Source organism: Halogeometricum pallidum JCM 14848 (assembly GCF_000337095.1).
GTDB lineage: Archaea > Halobacteriota > Halobacteria > Halobacteriales > Haloferacaceae > Halogeometricum > Halogeometricum pallidum.
Map to the genome: position 1 here is coordinate 22,957 of NZ_AOIV01000026.1, position 15,165 is coordinate 38,121.

Below are 15,165 nucleotides of genomic sequence, written 5' to 3' on the forward strand. Positions count from 1 at the left end.
ATGACGGTCACGCTGTCGGACACGGCGCGACAGTTCATCGCCCTCTTCGAAGACGAGACCGACGCGGTCGCGCGGGACTGTCTCGTGTTCGAGGACCGCGTGGTCATCCTGGTCGCCGCGGGGCAGATGGGACAGGCCATCGGTCCGCGGGGACAGCACGTCCACGCCGTCGAGGAGAAACTCGGTCGCTCGGTCGAACTCATCGAGGACGCCGACACCACGGAGGCGTTCGTCGCGAGCATGCTCGCGCCCGCCGCCGTCCGGCACGTGACCGTCTCCGAGCAGAACGACCGCGTCGCGTACGTCGAAGTCGCCGACGAGGACCGCGGCGTCGCCATCGGCAAGGACGGAAAGAACATCGAGACGGCCCGGACGCTCGCCGAACGGCACCACGGCATCGACGACATCCAGTTGACCTGACATCCGGCTCACGGGGTCGGCTGCCGGCGGCCCCGAGGCACTTCCGTTTGGCCCCCGAACCGACGAGCGACCGCAATGTTCGCCGCCCCGTTCGACCAGTTCGCCTCGCTCGTCTCGACGCTCGACCCGGCCGTCCGCCGGGCGCTCGCCGCCGTCGGCGTGTTCGTCCTGGTCTCGCTCGCCGGACGACTGCTCGTCGTTCCGGCCGCCACTCGCGTCGTGCGCCGACGAAACCGCGAGAACCCGACGATTCAGGAAGCGACCGATCTCTACCTTCGAATCGCCGTCCTCGTCGCCGCCGTCGTCGCGGCCGTCATCGCGGCGGGGTACGGTCGCGTGCTGACGCGGTCCGCCCTCGTCGTCGCGGCGGCGACGCTCGTCATCGGCGTCGCCGGACAGGAGGTCGTCGGCAACCTCGTCAGCGGAATGTTCTTGGTCACCGATCCGAACTTCAACGTCGACGACTACATCGCGTGGAACGAGCGAGAAGGGACCGTCGAGGCCATCGGGTTCCGGACGACGCGCGTCCGGACAGTCGACAACCGGGAGGTGACCGTCCCGAACACGGAACTCGCCGCCAACCCCGTCGACAGACCGTACAGCCGCAGTCGCGTGCGCGAGACGATCCGGCTCCCGTTCGACTACGACGCCGACGTCGACCGGGTCGAGGCGTCGCTCGCCCCCCCACTCGCCGAGATGGACGGTATCCGCGAGGAACCGGCGCCGTCGGCCACAATCGACGAGTTCGACGCCTCGGCCGTCTGGCTGTCCGTCGTCTACTGGGTGGCGAATCCGATGGAGACGGACGTCCCGACGGTGAACGCGGACGCGATGGGGCGGATAAAGGCCGTCTGCGACGAGGAGGAACTCCCGCTCGGTCCGCCCGCCTACCAGCACCTCTCCGGCGCCGTCTCGCTGGCGGACGCCGAGACGTGACCGGTCGGCGCGACGAGACGGCCTCTCAGCACCGTTCCCGACCTGCGCGGTCCGTAGAAGGCGTAATCCAGGACGAGAAACGGCCTCAGAACCGTCCTTAGGGGGTGCTAATCGAACCTACGGCCGTTTCGCCGGATTCGAAAAGGGAGGCTTAAGTAGCTCCGTCGGGAAGTCCGTGTTACTATGGCGAACGGCAAATACGCCGCGCGCAAACTCAAACAGGACCGGCAGAAGCGACGCTGGTCCGACTCCGAGTACGCGCGCCGCGAACGCGGTCTCCGCAAGAAGTCCGACCCCCTCGAAGGCGCCCCGCAGGCTCGGGGTATCGTCCTCGAGAAGGTCGGTATCGAGGCAAAGCAGCCGAACTCGGCCATCCGAAAGTGCGTCCGCGTTCAGCTCATCAAGAACGGAAAGCAGGTCACCGCGTTCTGTCCCGGTGACGGCGCTATCTCCTTTATCGACGAGCACGACGAGGTCACCATCGCCGGTATCGGCGGGGCGAAGGGCCGCGCGATGGGCGACCTCTCGGGCGTCAACTACAAAGTCGAGAAGGTCAACGGCGTGTCGATGATTGAACTGGTTCGCGGTAACGCGGAGAAACCCGTCCGATAATGTCCGAGAGCGACCAACCCGAGCCGGACGCGCCGGCCGATTCCGAGGAAGCGACGGCGAACGCACAACTGTTCGGCGTCTGGGACATCGTCGAGATGGAGTACGCCGACCCCTCGACGCAGCGTTACATCAACGTCACGCCCATCGCGCACACGATGGGTCGCCACGCGTCCAAGCAGTTCAAGAAGTCGGAGATAAGCGTCGTCGAACGTCTCGTCAACCGACTCATGCAGTCGGAGGACAACACGGGCCAAAAGCAGAAGGCGATGAAGATCGTCAAGGAGGCGTTCGAACTCGTCCACGAGCGCACCGAGGAGAACCCGATTCAGGTGCTCGTCACCGCCGTCGAGAACGCCGCTCCCCGCGAGGAGACGGTTCGACTCAAGTACGGGGGTATCTCCGTCCCGCAGGCCGTCGACGTCGCCCCTCAGCGCCGCGTCGACCAGGCGCTGAAGTTCATCGCCGACGGCACCGCCAGCGGCTCCTACAAGTCCACCACGAGCGCCGCCGAAGCGCTCGCCCAGCAACTCGTCGGCGCGTCGAACTACGACGTGCAGACGTACGCCATCAGCCAGAAGGAAGAGCGCGAACGCGTCGCGGAAGCGGCCCGGTAAGCGCGCGGATTCTCTCTCTCTTTCGTTTCTCTTTGTCTTCGGTCTCCGTCCACCGATAGCGGCGTCCGCACGTCTTCAGTCGGCCGCCGCGGACCCTCCCGTCCCCGTCCCGACGGCGTACGCTCGCGTCACGTCCACGAGCGCCTTTCGGTAGTCGCTCTCGGTGGGGTCGGCCGCCAGCGAGCGGAACCGCCGCTTGAAGGCGGGGAGTTCGACGTTCGGCGCGTCGTCGGCGGCGGCGTGGGCTAAGTCGTAGATGCGGTGGTCGTCGTCTATCAGGTCGTGCCGCTCCACTAAGGCGAGGGCGAACGCCGCGTTGACGGCGGTTATCTCCGGGTCGGCGTCCGCGGTGACGAGGCGGGAGTCCGGCCACGGCGACGGGCCGGGGTTAGCGGCGACGGCGCGCGCGAGTTCGGATTCGAGAAAGTGGACGAGTTTCTCCGCCGGCGCCAGAGAGAGGGTGATGTCGTCGGCGTAGATGTCCTTCATGTGATTCGCTATCTGATAGCAGTGCGCGAGCTTCCTGCGCTCGACGGAGTTCCCGGAGAGCGCGAGGTAGAGCGCCTCCTCGGTCGATTGGACGTGCGAGGCGTGGCGCTCCTCGTTGCGAGCCATGTGGGAGAGTTCGTGGAGGACGAGTTCTCTGGCCATGGCGCTCGTGGCGGCCTGTCGGGAGATGTTCAGTTCGTGCCTGTCGTCGTAGTGGGCCGCCCACGTTCGCTCGTCGGGGTCGTCGCGAACGGAGACGTGGACGGGTTTCTCCAAATCGTACTCCGTCTCGAAGAGGTCGACGGCGCTGAGAAACGGATCCGGCGACGGGGACCCGAACAGTCGGATATCCATGCGTATCAATACCACGGACTGTGCGACAAAGACTCTTGTGCCGGCGGTCCGCGCCCCCGTGAGGCGGCGTTCGTCGCGGTAACCGTCGCGCTCGCGGGTTCCCGTCGTGGCAAAAAGGGACATACCGAGGCGAGAGCGGCGCGCTGGCGGCCGTTTCGCCACCGGCAAAACACTACCCTTTTGACCCTCCTACCAGTACGAATCGGTATAATGGGCCGACGAAAGAAAATCGTCCAAGAATGTGAGAAGCTGATGGACAAGCCGGAGCAGATCCGGAACATTGCCATCGCCGCTCACGTCGACCACGGGAAAACCACCCTGACAGACAACCTCCTCGCCGGTGCAGGCATGATCGCCGACGAGGGCGAGGCGACGCGCCTCATGATGGACACCGAGGAGGACGAACAGGAACGCGGTATCACCATCGACGCGGCGAACGTGTCGATGACGCACGAGTACCAGGACAAAAACCACCTCATCAACCTCATCGACACGCCGGGCCACGTCGACTTCGGTGGCGACGTGACGCGCGCGATGCGCGCCGTCGACGGCGCACTGGTCGTCGTCGACGCCGTCGAGGGCGCGATGCCGCAGACCGAGACGGTCGTCCGGCAGGCGCTCCGCGAGGGCGTCAAGCCCGCGCTGTTCATCAACAAGGTCGACCGCCTCATCTCGGAACTGCAGGAGGGTCCCGAGGAGATGCAGCAGCGTCTCACCGAGGTCATCGGCGACGTCAACGAACTCATCCGCGGGATGACCGAGGACATGGACGGCGTCGACGACTGGACCGTCTCCGTCGAGGACGGCACCGTCGCCTTCGGGTCCGCCCTCTACAAGTGGGGCGTCTCGCTCCCGTCGATGCAGGAGACGGGCATGTCGTTCGGCGACATCATCGAACTCGAACAGGACGGCAAGCGGCAGGAACTCCACGAGCGGACGCCGCTGTCGGACGTCGTCCTCGACATGGTCGCCAAGCACTTCCCCAACCCGCTCAACTCCCAGCCGCGCCGTATCCCGCGCGTCTGGCGTGGCGACGACCAGACGGAACTCGCCCGACAGATGCGCGAGGTCGACGACGACGGCGAAGTCGTCTTCATGGTGACCGACATCTCGATGGACCCGCACGCCGGCGAAATCGCGACGGGTCGGCTCTTCTCGGGAACCATCAAGAAGGGTCAAGAGCTGTACGTCTCGGGCACCGCGGGCAAGAACCGCGTGCAGTCCGTCGGTATATTCATGGGCGGCGAACGGGAGGAGTTGGACCGCGGCGTCCCCGCGGGTAACATCGCGGCCGTCACGGGCCTCCGCGACGCCATCGCAGGCTCGACCGTCTCCTCCGTCGAGATGACGCCGTTCGAGTCCATCGAGCACATCTCCGAGCCGGTCATCACGAAGTCCGTCGAGGCCAAGAGCATGGACGACCTGCCGAAGCTCATCGAGACGCTCCAGCAGGTCGCAAAGGAGGACCCGACCATCCGCGTCGAGATTAACGAGGACACCGGCGAGCACCTCATCAGCGGACAGGGCGAACTCCACCTCGAGGTCATCACCCAGCGCATCCAGAAGAACCAGGGCATCCCGGTCCAGACCGGTGAGCCCATCGTGGTCTACCGCGAGGCGCCGCAGAACGCCTCCCGCGAGGTCGAGGGCGTCTCCCCGAACCGCCACAACAAGTTCTACATCACCGTCGAACCCCTCTCGGAGGACATCGTCGAACAGATCCAGCTCGGCGAAGTGTCGATGGACATGCCCGAACTGGAGCGCCGCGAGGCGCTGCAGGAGGCCGGCATGGACAAAGACTCCTCGCAGAACGTCGAGCACATCCACGGGACGAACATCCTCATCGACGACACGAAGGGTATCCAGCACCTCAACGAGACGATGGAGCTCGTCATCGAGGGTCTCGACGAGGCGCTCGACGACGGTCCGTTGGCCGCCGAACCCGTGCAGGGCGCGCTGCTGCGCCTGCACGACGCTCGGCTCCACGAGGACACCATCCACCGCGGCCCCGCGCAGGTCATCCCCGCGGTCCGCGAAGCCGTCCACCGCGCGCTCATCGACGCCGACATCAAGATTCTCGAACCCATCCAGAACGTCCGCATCGACGTTCCCTCCGAGCACATGGGTTCGGCGTCCGGCGAGATTCAGGGCCGCCGTGGCCGCGTCGACGACATGTTCCAGGAGGGCGACCTCATGGTCATCGAGGGCATCGCGCCCGTCGAAGAGATGATCGGGTTCTCCTCGGACATCCGCTCGGCCACCGAGGGCCGCGCGTCGTGGAACACGGAGAACGCCGGCTTCCGCGTGCTCGCGGACAACCTCCAGCGCGACATCATCATGGAGATCCGAGAGCGCAAGGGAATGAAGCTCGAACTGCCGCAGTCCATCGACCAGTTCTGAGCTAAGCCGAACCGACCCAACAAGCGGCGTCCGGTGTCGATTCCCGGCGCCGAACGCCGCGTTCGACGCCGCCGGACTCCGCGCCGACGAACGCCCGTCGGACGGCGGCGACCGTCGGCCCGCGCGATTCGTTATCTCTTCTGAGAATTCACACCGAGAATACATCTTCTCTCCCCCCGTCCGTTCCGGCGTATGCTCACGAGAGTTCTCACGCTCGCAGAGCGCGTCGGGTTCGGGTCGCCCCCCGAGTCCGTCGCGCGGCAGTCGACGTCCGCGGTCCGGGTCGCCGCCAGCGGACTCGTCGCGCTGACCGGACTCGTCCTGCTCGTCCCGAACCTCGCGCCGCTTCTCCGCGGTGCGGACGACGGCGTCGTCGTCGTGCTCTCGCTGCTCGGGTCGGTCGTCTCGGTCGGTCTCGTCGCCGCCGGTGGGCTGTTGTACCGGAGTCGCTTCACGGACCGCAACGCCGCCAGAATCGCCGTCTGGAACCTGCTCGGCGTCGTCGTCCTCGGGGGCGTCATGACCGCGCACGCCGCCGCGCAGGGGTCGTTCGCGGGCGGCGTCGACGCCTCGGCGTTCACCGTCGGCAACCTCCTGGCCATCGGCGCGGCCGCGCACGTCATCATCGGCGTCTACGACGCCCGCCGGGTCCGCGCCGAGCAACTCGCCCGGCAGCGGCGGCAGACGGCGGTGCTGAACCGCGTCCTCCGGCACAACCTCCGCAACGAGGCGCAGGTGCTCACCGGTCACGCGGACATCGTGGCCGGCGCCGCCGACGGCGACGGGACGCTCGCGCGGTCGGTGGCGGCACTCCAGCGGAGTTCCGCCGCGGTCAGCAGCCTCGCCGACGGCGCGAGGGCCATCACGCAGGCACAGGAGCGGGCGGCGTCCGAGTACGTCGAGACGGACCTCTCGGCCGTCGCGCGCGCCGCCGTCGACGGCGCCCGCGAGCGCCACCCGGAGGCGACGGTTCGCCTCGACGCCGAGGCGGGCCTCGACGCGACGGTGCTCGGCAGCAAGGGCGTCCGCACCGCGCTGGACGAACTGGTGAAGAACTCGCTCGAACACGGCGGCGCCGCCGTCGACGTGGGCGTCTACGTCTCGCCCGACGCCGTCGAACTCCGGGTGAGCGACGACGGACCGGGCATCCCGACCCACGAACGCGACGTGGTCACCGGCGACGCCGAGATAACGTCGCTCACGCACGGTAGCGGCCTCGGTCTGTGGGTCGTCGAGGCCGTCGCCTCCTCGCACGGGGCGACGCTCGCGTTCGCGGACCGGGAGGGGGGCGGCTCCGTCGTCTCGCTCACGTTCCCGCGGCGCTCCTGATTCCGTTCTCCTTCGTCGCTCTCGAACGCTCGAAGCCGACGCGGTTCGTCGCCCGGTACGCGTCCGAACGCTATCGGTTCCGAGAGATAGCCGTTTTCCCATCGGTAACGTCGGACACGGCTCGCGTCCACAGACGCCGGACAGATTTGCAACCGACGAAGGCTTATAACGCGCGCACCGAGTGCACGGTAGTATGCTGACGGGGTCACACCGCCCGGCACGCATCGGTACGGAGCCACAGCGCGATTCCTCCCTGCCGACGACACCGACGCCGGGTGTCGCGGGGGTGGCGCGATGACCGGCGCCGAAGCCGAGACCGCTCCCGAGACGGACGGCGGCGAGCAGCCGAAGCCGCACACGATACGGCTGGAACTCGCCGACGAACCGGGACAGCTCCTGGACGCGCTCCGTCCCATCGCCGAGAACGGCGGCAACCTCCTCTCTATCTTCCACGAGCGGGGGAACCTCACGCCCCGCGGCCGCATCCCGGTCGAAGTCGACTTGGAGTGTCTGCCCGAGCGGTTCGAGGCCATCGTTGACGCGCTCCGGTCCGAAGAGGTGAACATCATCCAGGCGGGCGCCGAACACTACGGCGAGACGCTGACGGTCATCCTGGTCGGACACCTCGTCGACAGCGACCTCTCGGACACGCTCCGGCGCATCGAGCAGTGCTCCTCGGCGTCGCTGACGAACGTCTCCCTGAGCGCGCCCGAGGGCCGCGACGACGTGTCGAGCGCCAGCCTCCGGTTGGCGACGCACACGGGTCGGACCGAGGATGCGCTGGCGGTCATCCGCGAGGTGGCCGCGGAGAAGGACCTACACGTCGTCGAACCCCTCACGGAGGCGGGCCAATGAGCGGCAAGCGCCTCGCCGTCGTCGGCGCCGGCGCCGTCGGCGGGTCGGTGGTCGAACTCGCCCGAGAGTACGGACATACCGTCACGGCGTTCGCCGACTCCGCCTCCGCCGCCGTCGACGCCGACGGCATCGACGTCGACTCGGTGCTCGCGCGCAAGGGGTCGGAGGGACGCGTCGGGTCGGCCGACCCGGAGGCGGCGCTGGACGCCGACTACGACGTGCTCGTGGAGGCGACGCCGACGACCCTCGGCGACGCCGAACCGGGCTTCTCGCACGTGCGCGGCGCCCTCGAACGGGACCGACACGTCGTGCTGGCGAACAAGGGGCCGGTCGCCGAGCGGTACGCGGACCTGATGGCGCTCGAACGCGAGAGCGCGGGCGAGGTGCGGTTCGAGGCCACAGTCGGCGGCGCCATCCCGGTGCTCTCGACCGTCGAGGACCTCAGGCCGGGTCACGTCACCGCCGCGCGCGGCGTCCTCAACGGGACGGCGAACTTCATCCTCTCGCGGATGGCCGCGGAGGGACTCGGGTACGAGCACGTCCTCGCGGAGGCGCAGGACCTCGGCGTCGCCGAGGCCGACCCCGCCTTCGACGTCGAGGGGACGGACGCGGCGCTGAAGTGCGTCATCCTCGCGAACGTCCTCGCGGAGGGCGCACGCGAGTACACGCTCGCGGACGCCGACGTGGAGGGCATCCAGAACGTCCCGGGGAGCGCGCTCGAACTCGCCGCGGAGGACGGACAGACGATACGCCTCATCGGGGAGTGCACGCCCGATACGGTGCGGGTCAGCCCCCGCCTCGTCCCCCAGAACGCGGCGCTCGCCGTCACCGGCACGCGCAACATCGTCCAGTTGGAGACCGAACATGCCGGCCAACTGAACATCAGCGGCCGCGGCGCGGGCGGTCCGGAGACCGCGTCGGCGGTGCTGGCGGACGTGGGACGCCTCGACTGACGGGTAGACCGTCGCCTCGTGCGCTCTATACGCTGAAACGGACGGGGCGTGACACGCGCTCTCAGTCGTGCGATGCGCTCGCATAAAACGCGGTACGCGGCCGTCTCGGCGCGTATACGTATCGAAATGGTTTTAGGTCCATCTGGCTAAACACGCCAACACAGAGCGCCTTAGCGCGTGACTTACCCATGAGTGACAAACCGCACCAGAACTTGGCCATCATCGGCCACGTTGACCACGGAAAGAGTACGCTGGTCGGACGACTCCTGTTCGAGACAGGGTCCGTTCCGGAACACGTAATCGAGCAGCACCGCGAAGAAGCAGAAGAGAAGGGCAAGGGCGGATTCGAGTTCGCCTACGTCATGGACAACCTCGCCGAAGAGCGAGAGCGTGGTGTCACCATCGACATCGCCCACCAGGAGTTCGACACGGACGAGTACTACTTCACCATCGTCGACTGTCCTGGCCACCGCGACTTCGTGAAGAACATGATCACGGGGGCCTCCCAGGCCGACAACGCCGTCCTCGTGGTCGCCGCCGACGACGGCGTCGCACCCCAGACCCGAGAGCACGTCTTCCTGGCCCGCACGCTGGGTATCAACGAGCTCATCATCGCGGTCAACAAGATGGACGTCGTCGACTACAGCGAGGACACCTACAACGAGGTCAAAGAGGAGGTTCAGCAGCTCCTCAAGCAGGTCCGCTTCCGCTCGGACGACGCGACCTACATCCCCATCTCGGCGTTCGAGGGCGACAACATCGCCGAGCGCTCGGACAACACCGATTGGTACAGCGGTGAGATTCTCCTCGAAGCCCTCAACAGCCTGCCGGAGACGGAGCCGCCGACGGACGCGCCGCTTCGCCTCCCCATCCAGGACGTCTACACCATCTCGGGCATCGGTACCGTCCCCGTCGGACGTATCGAGACCGGTACGCTCAACCCCGGTAACAACGTCTCCTTCCAGCCCTCGGACGTGGGCGGCGAAGTGAAGACGGTCGAGATGCACCACGAGGAAGTCGACAGCGCCGGCCCCGGCGACAACGTCGGATTCAACGTGCGCGGCGTCGGCAAGGACGACATCCGCCGCGGCGACGTCTGCGGTCCCGCGGACGACCCGCCCTCGGTCGCCGAGACGTTCAAGGCTCAGATCGTCGTGATGCAGCACCCCTCGGTCATCACCGCGGGCTACACGCCGGTCTTCCACGCGCACACCGCACAGGTCGCGTGTACCATCGAGTCCATCGACCAGAAGCTCGACCCCGCGTCGGGCGAGGTCGCAGAGGAGAACCCCGACTTCATCAAGTCCGGCGACGCGGCGGTCGTCACCGTCCGCCCGCAGAAGCCGCTTAGCATCGAACCGTCCGGCGAGATTCCGGAGCTCGGTTCCTTCGCAGTCCGCGACATGGGTCAGACCATCGCGGCCGGGAAGGTCCTCGAGGTCAACGAGCGATAGATGCAGCAGGCTCGCGTTCGTCTCGCCGGGACCAGCCCGGACGACCTCGACGACATCTGCGACGACGTCCGCGAAATCGCGAACAAGACGGGCGTCAACCTCAGCGGACCGATTCCGCTGCCGACCAAGACCCTGGAAGTTCCCACCCGAAAGTCCCCCGACGGCGAGGGGACGGCAACGTGGGAGCACTGGGAGATGCGCGTCCACAAGCGTCTCATCGACATCGACGCCGACGAACGCGCCCTGCGTCAGCTGATGCGGATTCAGGTGCCGAGCGACGTCAGCATCGAGATCGTTCTCGAAGACTGAGTCGCTCCCCGTTTCCCGCATCGATTCGCGTCGCCCGCGAGGGCGACGAACCGGCGCGCGTCTGGCCGCTCGACTCGAAGCCACGACGCTAAGGCGCACGCGCCGTTTTCTCTCTCGCGTTTCCCACCTCGGCGAGCGATGGCTCCGTCTCTCGTTCTCAGGCCGCCGCCCGGCCGCAGCGACCGGATATCCGCGGTCGTTCCCCGTGTCAGTGGCTCTCGCGCCGGGGGCGAAACAGAAGGTACAAATGACCGGACGCCTTCGAACGAAGTGCGGGCTCGTAGATCAGTGGCAGATCGCTTCCTTCGCAAGGAAGAGGCCCGGGGTTCAAATCCCCGCGAGTCCACTAATTTCTCTCGACACTACCGGCGAGCGAAGCGAGCCGCGTATGTCGAGTGGATTCGTGTTCTGTTCGAGCGGGGATTTGAGCAGCGAGCGAACGGAGTGAGCGAGTGAGTTCAAATCCCCGCGAGTCCATTTCCTTCCGCTCACTTCGTTCGCTCCAGTCAATGGACTCGCTTGCCCCCGTTCACTCGCTACGCTCGCGGGGACCCCGCGAGTCCACTCATTGCTCTCGACACTACCGACGAGTGAAGCGACTCTCCTCTGATTATCCAAACCGCCGCGACCGCAGACTTTTCTAATCGGACGACGGTGACACAAACGGAAACGCCGCGGTTCGTGCGACGGGAGCTGCGAGAGAAACAAGACATGACGGAAAAGACCACCTCCACCGGTCCGGACGGACGCTCGATACCCGACCTCTCTTACGACGAACTGGCGAGCGAAATCGTCGGCGTCGTCGCCGAGGCGACAGGCCGCGACCCCACGACGCTGCGTCCGGTCTCGGAGGTGATGGACGCCGAGGCGGCCGACAGGATACTCGAAAACCCGAACACCGGCCTCACGGTCGCCTTCGAGTACGAGGGCGGCGTCGTTCGGGTAACCAACGACGAGGTCCGATTCGAACCGTCTGAGGAGTAGCCGCGGCCGTCGGTTCGCGTCGTCCGAACGGGCTACCGACGCTCGTCGGTCGATTTCTCGAACACGCGTTGGAGTTCGTCGCCGATGCCGTCCTGCCACTTCCGACCGCAGTTCTCACAGACGTAGTCGGCGCCGTCCGCGCTGTGCGGGTCGGGGTCGGCCAGCGTCTCGCCGCAGTTGGGACAGTCGGTCACGTGCGCGACGACGGCGCCCGCGCGCATGAGTGTGGTGGCGCTCCGACCGGACGAGCGCTCTCGACGTCTCGCGTTCTCTCTCCCGTCGGGAATCAGCCGCCGCGTATACCCCCTCGGCGACCCTCTCTTCGGTCGAACCATGTCCTCTACGCCTGCCTCGAACCCGGGAACCGCCCGCAGACCGCGACTGCTCCGCTCGCTCGTCCCGTGGGCGCTGATGGCCGCCGTCGCCGTCGTCAACGGCGTCTTCCGCGAGACGGTCATCGTCCCGCGCACCGGCGAGCACGCCGGCCACGTCCTCAGCACGGGACTCCTCACGGCCGCCATCGCGGTCATCTCGTACGCCTTCTTCGCGACCACCGACGCCGAGTACACGCGCGCCGAACTGGCGGCCGTCGGAGCGGGGTGGACCGTCCTGACCGTCGGCTTCGAGTTCCTCGTCGGATACGTCGAGGGGACGCCCGTGTCGGTGACGCTCGGCCAGTACGACGTGTTCTCGGGGCAGGTGTGGATACTGGTTCCGCTGACGCTGTTCGTGACGCCGTTGCTCTTCGGTCGGCGGGTCGGACGGTGAAACGAGGGCCGGCCGGTGACGCCGTGCTTCGCTCTTTCGGCGCTACCCTTATGCCCCGAGACTGTTAGCTACGTTCATGGAGGATATTTTCGTCGCGCGTCTGATGTCGACGTCGGCGTACACCGTCTCGCCCGATACGCTCGTCGAGGACGCCGCGCAGGTGATGATGGAGAAAGGTATCGGTTCGGTGATGGTCGTCGACGACGACAACCAGTTGGTCGGCATCCTCACGAACACGGACTTCGTGAAAATCGTCGCCGAACGGCAGCCCAAAGACCGCACGCCCGTCTCCGAGTACATGACCGACGACGTGGTGACGACGACGGCGCAGGTGTCCATCCGCGACGTCGCCGACACGATAATGCGCCACGGCTTCCACCACGTGCCCGTCGTCGACGAGGAGGAGGGCGTCATCGGGATGATAACGACGACGGACCTCGCCGCCTACCTCTCGACGGCCGAGGCACCCAGTCCGTCCTGAGCGCCGTCGACCCGGACCGCCCGACCGTTCGCCGTTTCTCCGGCAGGGTACGTGCCCATCGGTACCACTAAGCGTCCCCTCCGCGCACGGAGGGTATGGACGACGCGGAGTACGACGAACTCACCTCCTCGTTGACGCCGAACGAGGCCGTCGACGGGGTCACGACGTACCGAAACACCGTGAGCATCGCCTGTCCCGCCTGCGGGAACCCCTTCGACGACTTGGTCGTCTGCGAGGGCGAATACAGCAGCCTCGAACTGAGCCGCATGCTCGACCTCTGCGTGTCGACGCACGAGGACGAGGTGGTGCTGTTCACACACAAGCAGTAACGGCCGGCGAAGAGCGGCAGAACGCGGCGTTCGCGCGACGCGACGGCCCGTCAGGTTTTCCGACGGGCGGTTCCGCCGGCGTCGACGCTACTCCTCCGGCGGCAGACCGTTCTCGTCGACCACGTCGCCGTCCTCGTCGACGGTGACGATGCCGCGGTTGTTCACCGCGTAGGGGTCGAGACCGACCTCTTCGAGGAACTGTTTGTACAGTCGCTCGGCCGTCTCGCCGTCCTTCTGTCGGTCGGACGCCCGGTCGCAGAGTTCGATGAGGTCCTCCGGCACGTCGTTCTCGTGGACGATCCAGTGGTTGATGAGGTCAGAGAGCCGGCGGATGGGCGAGGTGAAGTGCCCGTAGATGTCGAAGTTCAGGGCGTGGTGCCCGCCGAAGGGGTCGTTCATGTACTTCGCGCGAGGCATCACCTTCAGCACGGCGCGCTGAATCTTGTTCAAGGCGCGTCCCGGCGAGTCCTCAAGCGCGGCGTTGACGGCCTTCCGCGGGTCGTCGAACGACGCGCTCGGGATGGAGACGCCGTCGAGTTCCATTATCTCCCGCAGCGCCTTGTCCCACTGGTCGGGCGTCGGTTGCGGGTGGACGCGGTACATCGCCTCGACGCCGCGGCCCCACATCAGTTCGTGCGTGACGGCCTTGTTGGCCTTCAGCATGCACTCCTCGATGATGGTGTGCGCCCGGTCCCGGCTCGGGTTCAGAACCAGGGAGCCGTCCTCCTTTCGCTGTTGGTGCATCTGGTCGGCGAGTTCGTAGACGAGCGTGCACTCCTCGTGGAGGGCGGCGTCTTCGTCTTCGAGGCGCTTTTCGGCCTGCGAGTAGGTGAGGCGTTCGTCCGACTCGATGACCGATTTGTAGATGTCGATGTTCTCGAACGAGAGGTTCTCTTTGTCTATCTCCATCTCGACGGTGTGGGCCAGGCGGTCCTCGTTGGGGACCAGCGAACAGACCGTCTCCGCCAGCGTCGGCGGCAGCATGTGGATGGTGTATGCGGGGAGGTAGACGGTGTTCCCGCGCTTGACCGCTTCGGCCCACATCTCCGATTCGGGGTGGACGTAGTGGGTCACGTCGGCGATGTGTACCCACAGCGTGTACGTCTCCTCGTTCTCGGCGATGGAGATGGCGTCGTCGAAGTCCTGCGCGTCGATGGGGTCGGTCGTCCACGTCGTCAACTCGCGGAGGTCCTGGCGTTCGTCCACCTCCTCGCGGATCTCGTCTTGTACGTCCGTCGTACGCTCTCTGGCCTCCGAGAGGACGGGTCCGGGGAACGCGTCGCGGATCTCGAACTCCTCGAAGAGTTCCTCGCGCTTCTCCTGCAGTTGCCGGGCGACGTCGGGACTGATCTCGACGGGGCCCTGCCCCTCCGCCGTCCCGGCCTGCGCCTGCGCGTCGTTCGACATGCTCTCGACTAAACGCGAGAGGTAGTTAGTCGTGTCGCACCGACGGATTCGCGCGCGTCCGAAAAAGCGCCGCCCTCAGACGCAGAGACGGCGACGGGACTACCGTTCCCGCTCCGTTTCCTCGGCGGAGCCGTACCGCTCTTCGACCGCCTCGACGTACCGCTTCAGAAACTCGGTTCGGTGGAGTCCGTCCGCCTCGATGTCCACGAGGAGCGACTCCAGTTCCGTCCGCGGTTGGTGGCACAGTCCGCGATAACACTCCTTGCAGAGGTGCTCGAACTGCTTGCCCTGTCGGTTCCAGCGGTCTCCCTCCTTGTCGTACTCTCGCGCCTCTCCCCGAAGGACCGACGTCCCGCAGGCGATACAGACGACCGTCTTCCGACCCCGGTTGGTCCGGGAACGCCACATAGAAGCCAGCATGAACCCGCGTTACTTAGCGTTTGTTCCGCGTCCGCATCCGACGGCCGGTGC

18 protein-coding genes and 1 tRNA gene are annotated in these 15,165 nt (G+C 66.6%); 15 read left to right on the plus strand and 4 right to left on the minus strand.

Translation table 11 applies throughout. The features are described 5' to 3' along the window. The 4 genes from C474_RS11600 (at position 1) to C474_RS11615 (ending at position 2,582) form a co-directional block, all read left to right on the plus strand. Positions 1 to 420: a NusA-like transcription termination signal-binding factor gene (locus C474_RS11600; protein WP_008386996.1), complete on the plus strand. Its 420-nt coding sequence runs from the start codon at positions 1 to 3 to the stop codon at positions 418 to 420. A gap of 75 nt (positions 421 to 495) precedes the next feature. Continuing rightward, positions 496 to 1,356, plus strand: coding sequence for a mechanosensitive ion channel family protein (locus C474_RS11605; RefSeq protein WP_008386998.1), 861 nt, complete (start codon positions 496 to 498; stop codon positions 1,354 to 1,356). Between the two features lie 183 nt (positions 1,357 to 1,539). Next, entirely contained in the window at positions 1,540 to 1,968 is a 429-nt protein-coding gene (locus C474_RS11610; RefSeq protein WP_008386999.1) for a 30S ribosomal protein S12, read from the plus strand. Next, on the plus strand, positions 1,968 to 2,582 hold the full coding sequence (locus C474_RS11615) for a 30S ribosomal protein S7 (protein ID WP_008387001.1): 615 nt from the start codon (positions 1,968 to 1,970) through the stop codon (positions 2,580 to 2,582). The genes C474_RS11610 and C474_RS11615 overlap by 1 nt, the downstream gene beginning before the upstream one ends. A 75-nt stretch (positions 2,583 to 2,657) precedes the next feature. On the opposite strand, the gene C474_RS11620 is transcribed toward C474_RS11615, so the two are convergent. Beyond that, positions 2,658 to 3,425: a DUF5781 family protein gene (locus C474_RS11620; protein WP_008387003.1), complete on the minus strand. Its 768-nt coding sequence runs from the start codon at positions 3,423 to 3,425 to the stop codon at positions 2,658 to 2,660. A 210-nt stretch (positions 3,426 to 3,635) separates the two neighbouring features. Here C474_RS11620 and C474_RS11625 point away from each other — a divergent pair, with 210 nt between their 5' ends. The 8 genes from C474_RS11625 (at position 3,636) to C474_RS21455 (ending at position 11,709) form a co-directional block, all read left to right on the plus strand. Then, on the plus strand, positions 3,636 to 5,825 hold the full coding sequence (locus C474_RS11625) for an elongation factor EF-2 (protein WP_008387005.1): 2,190 nt from the start codon (positions 3,636 to 3,638) through the stop codon (positions 5,823 to 5,825). A gap of 192 nt (positions 5,826 to 6,017) precedes the next feature. Continuing rightward, entirely contained in the window at positions 6,018 to 7,154 is a 1,137-nt protein-coding gene (locus tag C474_RS11630) for a sensor histidine kinase (protein WP_008387007.1), read from the plus strand. 294 nt (positions 7,155 to 7,448) lie between these two features. Beyond that, positions 7,449 to 8,009 carry an ACT-binding domain-containing protein gene (locus tag C474_RS11635; RefSeq protein ID WP_008387008.1) on the plus strand — a complete coding sequence of 187 codons (561 nt, stop codon included), beginning with the start codon at positions 7,449 to 7,451 and terminating at the stop codon, positions 8,007 to 8,009. Then, entirely contained in the window at positions 8,006 to 8,962 is a 957-nt protein-coding gene (locus C474_RS11640; RefSeq protein ID WP_008387009.1) for a homoserine dehydrogenase, read from the plus strand. The genes C474_RS11635 and C474_RS11640 overlap by 4 nt, the downstream gene beginning before the upstream one ends. Positions 8,963 to 9,150: 188 nt before the next feature. After that, positions 9,151 to 10,416 (plus strand): translation elongation factor EF-1 subunit alpha, encoded by a 1,266-nt coding sequence (gene tuf, locus C474_RS11645; RefSeq protein ID WP_008387010.1) that lies wholly within the window; start codon positions 9,151 to 9,153, stop codon positions 10,414 to 10,416. Continuing rightward, complete coding sequence (gene rpsJ, locus C474_RS11650; RefSeq protein ID WP_008387011.1) at positions 10,417 to 10,725, plus strand: 30S ribosomal protein S10; 309 nt, start codon at positions 10,417 to 10,419, stop codon at positions 10,723 to 10,725. It abuts the gene before it with no gap. 274 nt (positions 10,726 to 10,999) lie between these two features. Beyond that, positions 11,000 to 11,071 (plus strand) — tRNA-Ala (locus C474_RS11655). 365 nt (positions 11,072 to 11,436) lie between these two features. Beyond that, positions 11,437 to 11,709, plus strand: coding sequence for a HalOD1 output domain-containing protein (locus C474_RS21455; RefSeq protein ID WP_160166834.1), 273 nt, complete (start codon positions 11,437 to 11,439; stop codon positions 11,707 to 11,709). Between the two features lie 32 nt (positions 11,710 to 11,741). Here the strand turns inward: C474_RS21455 and C474_RS22370 are convergent, their stop codons facing one another. Then, positions 11,742 to 11,903: a TFIIB-type zinc ribbon-containing protein gene (locus tag C474_RS22370; protein WP_160166835.1), complete on the minus strand. Its 162-nt coding sequence runs from the start codon at positions 11,901 to 11,903 to the stop codon at positions 11,742 to 11,744. A 139-nt stretch (positions 11,904 to 12,042) separates the two neighbouring features. On the opposite strand from C474_RS22370, the gene C474_RS11670 reads away from it, so the two are divergent. The 3 genes from C474_RS11670 (at position 12,043) to C474_RS11680 (ending at position 13,287) form a co-directional block, all read left to right on the plus strand. Further along, positions 12,043 to 12,477 (plus strand): hypothetical protein, encoded by a 435-nt coding sequence (locus C474_RS11670; protein ID WP_049916935.1) that lies wholly within the window; start codon positions 12,043 to 12,045, stop codon positions 12,475 to 12,477. Positions 12,478 to 12,553: 76 nt separating this feature from the next. Next, a complete protein-coding gene (locus C474_RS11675; protein ID WP_008387015.1) occupies positions 12,554 to 12,958 on the plus strand; it encodes a CBS domain-containing protein in 405 nt (134 codons plus the stop codon). Positions 12,959 to 13,053: 95 nt separating this feature from the next. Continuing rightward, a complete protein-coding gene (locus tag C474_RS11680; protein ID WP_008387016.1) occupies positions 13,054 to 13,287 on the plus strand; it encodes a DUF7385 family protein in 234 nt (77 codons plus the stop codon). Positions 13,288 to 13,374: 87 nt separating this feature from the next. Here the strand turns inward: C474_RS11680 and C474_RS11685 are convergent, their stop codons facing one another. Together C474_RS11685 and C474_RS11690 are read right to left on the minus strand one after the other, a co-directional pair. Continuing rightward, the gene (locus C474_RS11685) at positions 13,375 to 14,694 is read right to left on the minus strand and encodes a ribonuclease catalytic domain-containing protein (RefSeq protein ID WP_008387017.1); all 1,320 of its coding nucleotides are present in this window, start codon (positions 14,692 to 14,694) and stop codon (positions 13,375 to 13,377) included. 99 nt (positions 14,695 to 14,793) lie between these two features. Then, positions 14,794 to 15,102 carry a DUF7562 family protein gene (locus tag C474_RS11690; protein WP_008387018.1) on the minus strand — a complete coding sequence of 103 codons (309 nt, stop codon included), beginning with the start codon at positions 15,100 to 15,102 and terminating at the stop codon, positions 14,794 to 14,796. Between the last annotated feature and the right edge of the window lie 63 nt (positions 15,103 to 15,165).

What these genes read in the sequence shown, in the direction of transcription:
- C474_RS11600 (WP_008386996.1), top strand. Translation starts at nt 1, where the DNA reads ATGACGGTCACGCTGTCGGACACGGCGCGACAGTTCATCGCCCTCTTC.
- C474_RS11605 (WP_008386998.1), top strand. Translation starts at nt 496, where the DNA reads ATGTTCGCCGCCCCGTTCGACCAGTTCGCCTCGCTCGTCTCGACGCTC.
- C474_RS11610 (WP_008386999.1), top strand. Translation starts at nt 1,540, where the DNA reads ATGGCGAACGGCAAATACGCCGCGCGCAAACTCAAACAGGACCGGCAG.
- C474_RS11615 (WP_008387001.1), top strand. Translation starts at nt 1,968, where the DNA reads ATGTCCGAGAGCGACCAACCCGAGCCGGACGCGCCGGCCGATTCCGAG.
- C474_RS11620 (WP_008387003.1), bottom strand. Translation starts at nt 3,425, where the DNA reads ATGGATATCCGACTGTTCGGGTCCCCGTCGCCGGATCCGTTTCTCAGC.
- C474_RS11625 (WP_008387005.1), top strand. Translation starts at nt 3,636, where the DNA reads ATGGGCCGACGAAAGAAAATCGTCCAAGAATGTGAGAAGCTGATGGAC.
- C474_RS11630 (WP_008387007.1), top strand. Translation starts at nt 6,018, where the DNA reads ATGCTCACGAGAGTTCTCACGCTCGCAGAGCGCGTCGGGTTCGGGTCG.
- C474_RS11635 (WP_008387008.1), top strand. Translation starts at nt 7,449, where the DNA reads ATGACCGGCGCCGAAGCCGAGACCGCTCCCGAGACGGACGGCGGCGAG.
- C474_RS11640 (WP_008387009.1), top strand. Translation starts at nt 8,006, where the DNA reads ATGAGCGGCAAGCGCCTCGCCGTCGTCGGCGCCGGCGCCGTCGGCGGG.
- tuf (WP_008387010.1), top strand. Translation starts at nt 9,151, where the DNA reads ATGAGTGACAAACCGCACCAGAACTTGGCCATCATCGGCCACGTTGAC.
- rpsJ (WP_008387011.1), top strand. Translation starts at nt 10,417, where the DNA reads ATGCAGCAGGCTCGCGTTCGTCTCGCCGGGACCAGCCCGGACGACCTC.
- C474_RS21455 (WP_160166834.1), top strand. Translation starts at nt 11,437, where the DNA reads ATGACGGAAAAGACCACCTCCACCGGTCCGGACGGACGCTCGATACCC.
- C474_RS11670 (WP_049916935.1), top strand. Translation starts at nt 12,043, where the DNA reads ATGTCCTCTACGCCTGCCTCGAACCCGGGAACCGCCCGCAGACCGCGA.
- C474_RS11675 (WP_008387015.1), top strand. Translation starts at nt 12,554, where the DNA reads ATGGAGGATATTTTCGTCGCGCGTCTGATGTCGACGTCGGCGTACACC.
- C474_RS11680 (WP_008387016.1), top strand. Translation starts at nt 13,054, where the DNA reads ATGGACGACGCGGAGTACGACGAACTCACCTCCTCGTTGACGCCGAAC.
- C474_RS11685 (WP_008387017.1), bottom strand. Translation starts at nt 14,694, where the DNA reads ATGTCGAACGACGCGCAGGCGCAGGCCGGGACGGCGGAGGGGCAGGGC.
- C474_RS11690 (WP_008387018.1), bottom strand. Translation starts at nt 15,102, where the DNA reads ATGTGGCGTTCCCGGACCAACCGGGGTCGGAAGACGGTCGTCTGTATC.